Source organism: Paenibacillus apiarius, assembly GCF_017052585.1.
In the GTDB taxonomy this organism is placed as follows: domain Bacteria; phylum Bacillota; class Bacilli; order Paenibacillales; family Paenibacillaceae; genus Paenibacillus_B; species Paenibacillus_B apiarius.
The window spans coordinates 5384884-5395898 of record NZ_JAFFHZ010000001.1 but is presented as its reverse complement, the minus strand read 5'-3'; the positions used below and the strand labels follow the sequence as shown (position 1 = coordinate 5395898).

3 protein-coding genes are annotated in these 11015 nt (G+C 51.4%); all 3 read right to left on the bottom strand.

The annotated features are described in order from the left end of the window. Positions 1 to 7: 7 nt before the first annotated feature. The 3 genes from JSQ80_RS23880 to JSQ80_RS23870 all read right to left on the bottom strand — a co-directional run bounded on the left by JSQ80_RS23880 (position 8) and on the right by JSQ80_RS23870 (position 10902). Positions 8 to 3310, bottom strand: coding sequence for a Tc toxin subunit A (locus JSQ80_RS23880; protein ID WP_206096972.1), 3303 nt, complete (start codon positions 3308 to 3310; stop codon positions 8 to 10). A 755-nt stretch (positions 3311 to 4065) separates the two neighbouring features. Beyond that, the gene (locus JSQ80_RS23875; protein ID WP_206096971.1) at positions 4066 to 7662 is read right to left on the bottom strand and encodes a Tc toxin subunit A-related protein; all 3597 of its coding nucleotides are present in this window, start codon (positions 7660 to 7662) and stop codon (positions 4066 to 4068) included. A 30-nt stretch (positions 7663 to 7692) separates the two neighbouring features. After that, positions 7693 to 10902 carry a CBM96 family carbohydrate-binding protein gene (locus JSQ80_RS23870; protein WP_206096970.1) on the bottom strand — a complete coding sequence of 1070 codons (3210 nt, stop codon included), beginning with the start codon at positions 10900 to 10902 and terminating at the stop codon, positions 7693 to 7695. Positions 10903 to 11015 lie beyond the last annotated feature (113 nt).

Below are 11015 nucleotides of genomic sequence, written 5' to 3'. Positions count from 1 at the left end.
TGTGGGTTCAGGCTTGCGCCGCAGCCATCAGGCTGTGGGCTACCGAAGTAATCAAATCCATGTGTTCCGCGGTTTTATCCTCTTCGGCCATGTCAACCAGTTCTCCCAGCGTTCTGCTGCCAACGTTCAGTTGACGGCCCAGGTTGACCCAGCTTTCCAGTGCAAAGATCTGCTCAAAGTTCCTAGGATATTCGTTCTCTCCCAGCAGGTAGTCATTCATCGAGCCGGTATCCTCTTCATTCCAGCTATGGATACGGGCCAGCAACTTGACCGCAGTGTCGCGTGTGATGGTTGACGAATGAGCCTGGGCAAAATAGCGCATGGCCTCCTCGCTGGAAACCTGGACGCGCTGCTGCCATTCCTTCAGGCGGGTCAGCACCAATAGGAGATGCAGCGAGGGTACGGGCACCGTATGTTGTCCGTCCAGAAGCTGCTCGGGATGCCCAGTCAGCAGCGCCAGATCCTGCTCGGTTAACCCGGACCAGCGAACAATCAGCGCATACTGGCTGATCTGCTGGCACCACTGCAGCAGTGCGGCTTCTCCTTCCAAGGCGGTCAGTTCATCTTCATGTCCGGCGCTGAAATACGCTTGAAGCTTGTCCCAGAAAGCCCGCAGCGTAAACGTTCCGTCGGTTTTGTCCAACCAGTCAATGACCTGCGACATCACGTTGGCCTTCAGGTTGAAGCCTGCCCCCAAGGCCCGGAACAGCTTGTCCGTAGGCAGGGTATCCTGAGCATCCGCTCCGGACGCGTTCGCGGCACTGTTAGCGGATTGGTGCACCTGTGCCAAAAAGTTGTACAGCTCCGGCGTGGCTGTGCCGCTGTACCGGTTGGTAACCATGGCTTGCAGGGAGACAACATCCAGCTGATGGGCATCCATCCAGGCAATAACCGTCTCGGTGTCACAGATGATATCCAGAGTGTTCAGACTGGCGCTTCCTCCAATGATCCGAAGCAATGTATCCTCACCGCCTGACGTCAGCTTCCATAGCAGCTCAGCCTCGGTAAAACTCAGGCCCAGCATGCGAGGTATTCTGCCCAGACGGTACAGCTGCCCAAAGTTACTCTCATTCATATTCAGCTTGGCGCCCTGCGCTGCATCGAAGCAGTATCCGCCAATACGAGACAGCTCATCCGCCGTAACGCCCAGGGCCCCGCAGCAGATAGCTTCATATTTGCCTTGCTTGTCAACTGCGAACTGCAAACCTCCGCCCAATGGAATGGTAAATGAATCATCCGTTGTACTGAATGCGGACTGATAGAAGCTTTTCTGTCCGTTGTCTGCATAAGGGTTCACAGCGCCTATAAAAGCGGCGAACATATCCGTTGTGATGCCATAACGATTATTGAGCCTGGTAAATTCGGCCACAGCCCCAAGCACCGGCCCGTCCAAAATGATTTCCCCTCCGTGTTCGATTTTGGTCCGGCTGGCATTGGTAATCAGCCAATCCAACTGCTCAAAGGAAAGACCCGTGCTTCGCGCCAGCCGCACAAGCTTTTCCGCTCTTCCTGCCAAAGCTGCCACATTATCCGCCGTAAAGTTCAAAACAGGGGTGTCTGTTGCAGCGCCTGCGCTGTTATACTGTTTTGCCCACAACGGAGTTTCTTCCGTACCTGTCAAAAACACAGCTCCATAGGTTGAAACCGGAACATGCTCCCCGCCGCCAAATTTTACAAATCGGCTTTTGTACTCACTGCTTTTTGACTGATAATCCTTCTGCATCGTTAAGTTCAGCAATTCATCAAAGCTCAAGCCGGTCTTCAGGCAGAAATCATCGACAACATTTAAGGCGGCGGCCAGATCGGCAGGAGCTCGGGTTATGGCAGTCTTAACGTTGTAGTGCTTGGCGATGTCTTCTTCTGTCGGCTCGGGGTTAACCAGCAGACGGAAGCTGTTTGGCGTCAAGGAAAGCGTTTCCCTCGTCGGCGGGGACGGGGTCGTGTCGGCAACAGGCGGCATCATATCGATTATGGAAATGGTATCTTGTCCGGACTCATTCTTTCTTAGGGTAAAGGTCAACGCTTCATCCAAGTCCAGATTCAGCGCCAACGGTTCATTCCAGTTGCTGGCAAGGCTTTCTCCTAGTCCCAAGTAACCGTGTTGCGGCACAAAAATGCGTAGGGATGTATCTGTCACTCTGTCAATCTGAACTGGCAGGTGAGTCCCGCTGGGCATGCTGCCGGTGCCTCGATTAATCATTAGGCAGAATGGTCCGTTAATATTGTTGCTCTGTCCGTCGTCGCTGGTCAGATAACAATTGTTCAGCAATTTTCCACCGAGGGACACATCGTCTGCCACACGAAGGAAGTAGTCCCCTCTGCCGCCTCTGCCGTAATAAACGAGTTGCAACTTTGCTGGCGCGATATCGGCCGCTTGCGGCGGTCCAATGTTGATTTTGGCGCTTATCGTGGAGCCTATCTCGAGTTTATGCGCCAGAAAAAGCCGTTTGCCGCCCGTCTCCAGGTAGAATTCTTCTCCTGTAATCAATACCGGCTCATCATCCGCGGCTTTCGGATTCAGGTATGCCGATTGCCGCGCCTTGCTTATCCGGCGGGCAGCGGCGGAATTCTGCAGGATGGAAGTCCGCTGCGTGTCCAGCAGGGTATCCCAAATCCCCAGCAAATTAGATGAGTGCGCCTCCGCCACGGCATTGATTTGCGCAAGGTCGTCATCATAGGGAAGGGTCATCGGATGGTAGGTATCCTTCAAGGATGTCAGCGTGTCAGAGCCTTCGGGCTGCAGCACATCCAGCAGGATATCCAGAGATGACACCTCGCGGTTCATATTGTCAGTGTTAAGGATCAGCGACTTCAAATCAGGGCGGCGGTTGTCAATATGCAGTTTGTCTCCTGGACTGTGGAGCTGCCGCGCAATTTTATACAGCACCGTCAGGTAACGTCCCGGCGAAAAAAGAGACTGTATAGAGGAGGCTTCCGCATAACCCTCTGGCGATCGCTCCGGGAACAAGTCTCCAAAATCGGCTCCGCCTCCCAGACTCCGCTCCAACGCGGCACTCATGCCTTGCAGGCCGGTATCCGCAGATAATTTGGGGAGGCTCTGGATGACCGGATCATTGTGCAGTTGCCAGGCCTTATAAAGCATGCATAAGTTGTCTGTCCTCTGGACGGCTAATTGATAAATCTCCTTAGCGTCGGAAGAGGGAATCTCCGGGTTGCTTTTCTGAAATTCCGCAAGATTTTCAGATGCAATATCAAAGACGGTCCGATAACCGGATTGCTTGAGCGCTTCTGTTAATTCTTCGGTTCCGAGCCGGAATACGCCGGCGGCGTTGTCTGTTGTTGACACCATGAACTCCTCCTCTTGTGTTCTGAATGATGAGTACTCCGTACGGTCAAAATGACCGTAGACATCAAAACAATAGAAGCTATCCGTTACCGTTTTTGGTTATTCCTCATGAATAGGTCCCCCCTTCATTTACAATCCAAGCATACCTCTCGCCTTCCAAAAAAAAGCATAGATATTTTCATTGATGGGTGAAAATATGTTTCATTCTTGAGGAATCTCGGAAGGTATATTTTACGTGTAACTGCAAGGTAGATTAGCAATGACGGAAATGATAAGTGTAACTTTTTATAACCTGTTAAGAAGAGGGGATCAGGATGGAGCTACCCACGGAATATGAACTTCCGGATGGGGGAACGAACCGGACTTTGTTCTAGAGATCTCCTGTAACGATTGGGTAAAGCTCGGAACGCTCCTGTTTTATGACATTCCCCGAAGTAATCCGAGCAATTTCCTAAACTTCAATCAAAAAGAAAGGCATACTCCTTTAGGATAGGCAGCCGTACCGTCTCCAATCTTTTTGTTGTTCTTCCTCTTTTATTGTCTGGTACTTTAATACTTTTCTCCTCTTCAATCGCATAACTCGCTATTTGATCCACACGCTTCATGTGGATCACTACGTTGCCCATCTCATACTTTCAATTTCATAATTGAAAGTATGGATGGAAAAATAAAAACTCCCGCGGTGCAGTATTTCGCGGGAGTTTGTCTTCAATCTGGGGGGCTTGTATTCACAAGCCCCTAAATATCTGGAAGTTCAACTATTTCATGACATATCGAATGTGGAAGATGACGTCGTTCAGGCTTTCCAGCAGGAGGCGCTGGTCACCGTCTTGCCCGGCATGGAGTATCGACAGAACGAGTGTGCCGGATAACGGATCCATGCCCTCGAAAGGCAGGAAACGGCTGTCGTTGAGATCCGTGATGAACAAGCCGCTGTCATCCACGCCATGGGAAAGCGCAACGGTCTCGCCGCCAAGCGATAAGGTTGCCGCTATATCCTGATAAGGTCCCAATAGCGCGGGTAAGGTAACCGACAGGTTTTTGATCCTGTGGGCCTTTTCCGCTTGGTTGTAAAAGCGATCCAGGCCAAGAACGGACAGGTCAAGGGTTGCGCTGAAAATATTGTTTTGCAGTTGTACGCCCACCCCGCCCACAGGGTCAGGTGTTTTTCCGTTCAGAACTTCCTTGACGAAATCTGCAAACCCGGATTCTGCCTTTTCTTTGCGCAGAAGGGTATCTAAAGATACCGTTCTTACAGCTTCCATTCCGCGCTTGTCTTCCTCCAGCCACAGGTTCTCCAGCTTCTGAAGCTCTAGCAGCAGCGCCTCGCCCGCCAGTAATCCTTGATACAGATCATTCCAGGCCGGGAGGGTGAAGAGTCCAACCGTTTTATCATTGCCGATTTCTTTCTCTAGAGCCTGTTTAGCCATCATGCAAAGCGGCAATGCGGCGTCATACATTTGATAGTATAGAGACGACAGACGCCCGGCCATCCAGTTATACAAAGCTTGGTTCGTAAAGCGGGTGCTTTGCAGTTCGTAGACCGCTTGCGCGTGGGCCTGTTCCGTTTCCGCCAGCGCCAATTGCTTGCGCGCCATATCCATCTGTTCCCGCAGGGCCGCAATCTGAGAATCCAGCTGCGCCGCTTCATTCTCGGCAATATCCCGCTGAAGCAGCCAATCCTCCCGGCGCCGGCGGTAGCTTTCGCTAATATCGATGATATTGGCCGTCTGTTCCATGACTCCGGCGGCGATTTGCAATCCTTGGGCTACAGCGGAGCTGACGGCTCCCCAACGGGAACCACCAACCGCGAAACCAAACACGTTCGGAGCCATATCCAGGCCGCCGGCGATGGCGATCGGCACGGTCGAGCTTGTATTGATGATTCCCGCAGTGGTCCGCAGTGCGAGTGAGGCGGTTTCATTTGCGGACATCCAGTTGTCCGCCAGGCCGGCAAAATGGGTCTTCCGGGATTCCGCCCCCGCTTTCGCTGTCATGGCTGCTTCCAGACTTGCTTGCAGCGCGGCCAGGTTCTTCTCCTGAATATCGCGGGTTTGCTGCAGAACACTCTGCTGCTGGGTTTGCAACAGCATGGTCATGGCTTCGCTGTCCTGCTTGGCCAATGCATTTTCCAGGGCATTGCCGAATTGGATAACACTGTTCGCCGCATTGCGCGCCTTGTCGATGACCAGAGGGAAACGATAGACACTCTCACGACTCGGGGCGGAACCGGCGCTTCCCCCCAAGCCATCGCCTGCGCCATGCTGCACCTGAAGCTCACGCGGATTCACCGGCTCGGCAAAGAGCGGCAAATGAAGCGGCTGACCGTCCATGCTCAGATTGTGGCGCAGATTGTATAAACGCAGTTCGATTTTATCCCAGAAAGCTAACAGTTCATCATTATAGGGCGGCAGGAAATGTCCGTTTTCTGCTCTCAGAAGCGCTCGCAAGGCGAGGATTGGCGCTGCCCGCGAATCGCTTCGCGTCGGTACGGCGGTTACCGCCTCCGCTTCGCTTTGCAGGGTCGGATCAGGCCAACTGTGATTGATCCGGATCTCGGGGCGGGGACCCAGCAGTTGGCTGGCCTGGATGTAATACATCTTGGCTTCGGTCAGGGTATCCCGCTCCAGCATCCGGTACAAGCTGTCGCCGCGGCTGATCAGGAAGTCTAAGGTGTGAATAAATATAGCCAGCTTGTATTGCATCGGGTCGGCCATGGCAATCTCGTCCGGGTCGGTCGTTGCCAGGGACAACGTGTCATCCCACTCCGTATCCTCCTGCAACGGCATCACATTCCAGTAGCGCACGTTCCCTGTGTCATCCGTCAGCAGACTGCCGTAGTCATCACGGTATCCGGCGCTGTTGAAGATGAATTGAAACCAACGTTCCGCCAACTCATACCGCTGCTCGGTTTGGAAGCGAACCGCCATTAAAAAAGGAACATGGAAGAAGATTTCCCACAAATAAAGCCCGTAAGGACCGTTAAAGGCATCTAAACCGCCCAATTGGTTATCGCCTTGAATGGTGTAGTCGAACAGTGCGTCAAGGCTCTTGTCCAACAAAGCCGACAGGTCGATATTATTTTTCAGGGTAAGGTCGATAGGACCTTTAATATTGCTTCCTGATGGAGGGGTGTATTGATCGTTGTTAATTGAGCCGTAAGAGTTTTGGAGTGTATCTCCATTATATATACCAGTGAAATATGGACCTACACTCGGTCCTTGAAGATCGCTGAGTTGTACATGAAATGCCCGATTTGGACCGTAGCTGAAGTCTCTTTGCTCCCCCTCTTTTAGAACAATGCCAGTTAATCCTCCTACATGGAGCCAAGCATGGTATGAATGGTATCTTTTTTCAAAATAAACATGAATTCGGTCATATGGAAGGGCAGTTATTGTTGCCTTAAAAGCATCTGGAGCATCACAGAATAGTTGATTTCGAACCGTAGAAACAGATTCTGAAGTGATGGTGCCCTCACTATAAGTAAAACTATTTTTGATAAATGAAGACTTTCGGAATGAAGACCAGACTCCGGAACTATTCATGATCCAGTCATTCAGATACTGTTTCTCAACGGCTTCTCCAGCATCAGTTTGAGTCTTCTCTGTAGAACACCATTGTACATGTAGGCGATTTTTATACCAGAAAAGCACTGCATAGTTATCAACCGCTTCGCCGATATTGGCCGTGATTTTTTTCCACTGGGACCAGATGGCTGGTACCAGTTTATTGTTATTGTCCTTTTTCAGTGTTAAGCGGCGCCAGTAATATTCGTAAGGCATTGTCTTCGTGCGCCCAACAAAGAATAAGTCACTTTCATCGGCGCCTTTATTTACGCTGATATACTCGAGATCCGCCAACACTTCATATTCAGTCAGGTAGTGTTGCAGCGCGTTCTTTACGGTGTCATCGGTGATTCTTCCCTGACTGATGCTCTGTTCCAGGTCCAGGAACGGATCGGTTTTGTTGTAGCGCAAGGATGGATCAATATAGCTGCCTGCATAGTATTTCAGACGTTCCTTGCCGGCCCAGGTGGAATAACGCTTGTTATAGGTATCCCAATTATCCAGGAATTTTCCCGGCCCGAAATGGCTATTGCCTTCCGGAGACAGCTTGCCTTCATAACCTTCGACGCAGCGGTTCATGTATAACTGGACGCTGCTGATGGCCTCCGCTATCGGCGATGTTTTCACCAGTTCACTGATCTTCGTATCCAGCAGCAAGTACTCATACAGGCTGTCCGCGTCCGTAATCTTGTTCTTAAGCTCTGTAGGAACATTGTTGGCGCTATAATGGTTGACCAACGCATCCCGGCGGGATTCCTTAATTGATTGTAACAGGGTTGAAGTAGACATATTCTTACCACCTTCCTTGGTCATGTTGGTTCAGGCCTGCACCGCAGCCATCAGGCTTTGGGCGACCGAGATAATCAAATCCGTGTTTTCCGCGGTATCATCCTCTTCTGACATGTCAACCAGCTCTCGCAACGTTCGGCTGCCAACATTCAGTTGACGGCCCAGGTTGACCCAGCTTTCCAAAGTAAAGATCTGCTCAAAGTTCTTAGGATATTCGTTCTCTCCCAGCAGGTAGTCATTCATCGAGGCGGTATCCGCTTCATTCCAACCATGAATATGGGCAAGCAGCTTACCCGCAGCGTCGCCTGTGACGGTTGGCGAATTAACCTGGGGAAAATAGCGCATGGCCTCCTCACTGGAAACCTGGACGCGCTGCTGCCATTCCTTCAGGCGGGTTAGCACCAGCAGGAGGTGCAGGGAGGGTACGGGCACGGTATCTTGTCCATCCAGAAGCTGCTCGGGATGCCCGGTCAGCAGCGCCAGATCCTGCTCGCTTAATCCGCACCAACGGACAATGAGCGCATACTGGCTGATCTGCTGACACCATTGCAGCAAGTCGGCTTCTCCTTCCAAGGCCGCCAGTTCATCTTCATGATCGGCGTTGAAATGTACTTGAAGCCTGTCCCAAAAATCCTGCAGCGTAAACGTTCCGTCGGTTTTGTCCACCCATTCAATGACCTGTGCCATTACGTTGGCTTTTAGGTTGAAACCCGCCGCCAAGGCCCGGCACAGCTTGTCCGCGGGTAGGGTATCCTGAGCATCTGCTCGGGTCACGTTCGCGGCGCTGCTTGCGGATTGATGCACCTGTGCCAAAAAGTTGTACAGCTCCGGCGTGGCTGTGCCGCTGTACCGGTTGGTAACCATGGCTTGCAGGGAGACAACATCCAGCTGATGGGCGTCCATCCAGTCCAAAAGGACCTCCGTACGGCGAATGATCTCTAACGCTTCTAAACTGCGAGGGTTAGCGCCAATCGTACGGAGCAAAGTATCCTCGCCGCCAGCCATCAATTTCCACAATAGCTCCGCCTCGGTAAAACGCAAACCGAGCATGTGAGGAATTCGGCCTAAACGATAAAGCTGAGCAACGGTTATTTCATTGGCGGTGATTTGCTGCGCTTTGTCGCCAAAGCAGTATTTTCCGATACGGGAGAACTCATCGGCGGTCACCCCCATGGCCCCGCAGCAAATCGATTCATATCGCTCCTGCTTGCTCACCTCAAATTGCAAAGTCTCACCCAAGGGTAAGGTAGCCGAATGGTCGGCCGTGCTGAAAACTGTCTGATAAAAGCTGTCCTTGCCTGCTTCTGCATACGTATTGACTTCGCCGATAAACGCGGCGAACATATCCGATGTGATGCCATAACGCTTCTGGAGCCTTGTGAATTCGGCCACAGCCTCCAGTACAAGCCTATCCAGAATAAGTTCTCCACCGTGTTCGATTACGGCACGGCTGGCATTGGTAATCAGCCAATCCAACTGCTCATAGGAAAGACCCGTGCTACGCGCCAGCCGGACAAGCTTTTCCGCCCTTCCTGCCAGAGCTACCACATTATCCGCCGTGAAGTTTAAACCAGCACCCGTCATCGCCTTTATTTCCATAGAAGGCCGTAAAGCTTTTTCATGGTGTTCTCTAGAGGCATAAGAGACATCGCCCTGACTGCCGTAATTTGCACTAGAACGTATAACAAATGATAGTTTATTTTGACCTTTTGCGAGCGCATCATTTACTTGCCGGGTCACATCAACCTTTACATTCTTACCAACTTCGGGAACATCCCAGCTTGCGATGATCGCTCCTCCTGCAGGTTTGTTATCCCATGTGATTTTCAATTCATCCCAACTATTGTCACTGACCAAATGAGCTTGGTGTCTTAAGCTAGACAATTGTTTCGCTGTCGTTGTTAAAGAAATTTTAGCTTCCTCCACGGCTCCAGAAAGACCTGTCAAATCAAACCTGATGTATGCTTCTCTACTGTATCCGCTAGACCCATCCTGCTTCACAACAAGACTATTGTCTGATCCATAATTCGTGTTTGCATATGTCCCATTACGAACATAGGCGTCCGCTGCAGGGCTTATCACAGCTCCTTTTCCTACCCACAACGGCGTTTCCTCCGATCCTGTCAAAAAAGCTGCGCCATAGGTTGAAACCGCAACATTCTCCAACCCGCCAAATTTTACAAACCGGCTTTTGTACTCACTGCTTTTGGACTGGTAATCCTTCTGCATCGTTAAGTCCAGCAATTCATTAAAACGCAAGCCGGTTTTCAGGCAGAAGTCATCGACCATATTTAAGACGGCTGCCAGCTCGGCAGTTTTGGTAGTCATTACGTTATAGTGGTTGGCGATATCCTCCACTGTCGGCTCGGGGTTGATCAACAGACGGAAGCTGTTTGGCGTCAAGGAAAGGGCTTCCCTCGTACGCGGAGACGGGGTAGTATCGGCAATTGATGAGGCCGATTGCCGCTCCTTGCTTATCCGGCGAATAGCGGCGGAATCCAGCAGGATGGACTTCCGCTGCGTGTCCAGCAGGGTATCCCAGATCCCCAGCAAATTGGAGGAGCGCGCCTCCGCCACGGCATTGATTTGCGCAAGGTCGTCATCATAAGGAAGGGTCATCGGATGGTAGGTATCCTTCAAGGATGTCAGCGTGTCAGAGCCTTCGGGCTGCAGCACATCCAGAAGGATATCCAGAGAAGATACCTCCCGGTTCATATTGTCATGGTTGAGGATGAGCGACTTCAAATCAGGGCGGCGGTTGTCAATATGCAGTTTGTCGTCTGGACTGTGGAGCTGCCGCGCAATTTTATACAGCACCGTCAGGTAACGTCCCGGCGAAAAAAGCGACTGTATAGAGGAGGCTTCCGCATAACCCTCTGGCGATCGTTCCGGGAACAAGTCTCCAAAATCGGCTCCCCCTCCAAGACTCCGCTCCAACGCGGCACGCATGCCTTGCAGGCCGGTATCCGCGGATAATTTGGGGAGGCTCTGGACGACCGGATCATTGTGCAGTTGCCAGGCCTTATAAAGCATGCATAAGTTGTCTGTCCTCTGGACGGCTAATTGATAAATGTCCTTAGCGTCGGAAGAGGGAATCTCCGGGTTGCTTTTCTGAAATTCCGCAAGATTTTCAGATGCAATATCAAAGACTGTCCGATAACCGGATTGCTTAAGTGTTTCTGTTAATTCTTCGGTTCCGAGCCGGAATACGCCGGCGGCGTGGTCTGTTGTTGACACCATGAACTCCTCCTCTTGTGTTCTGAATGATGAGTACTCCGCACAGTCAAAATGACCGTAGACATCAAAACAATAGAAGATATCCGTACCGTTTTTGGTCATTTTTCATGCACAGG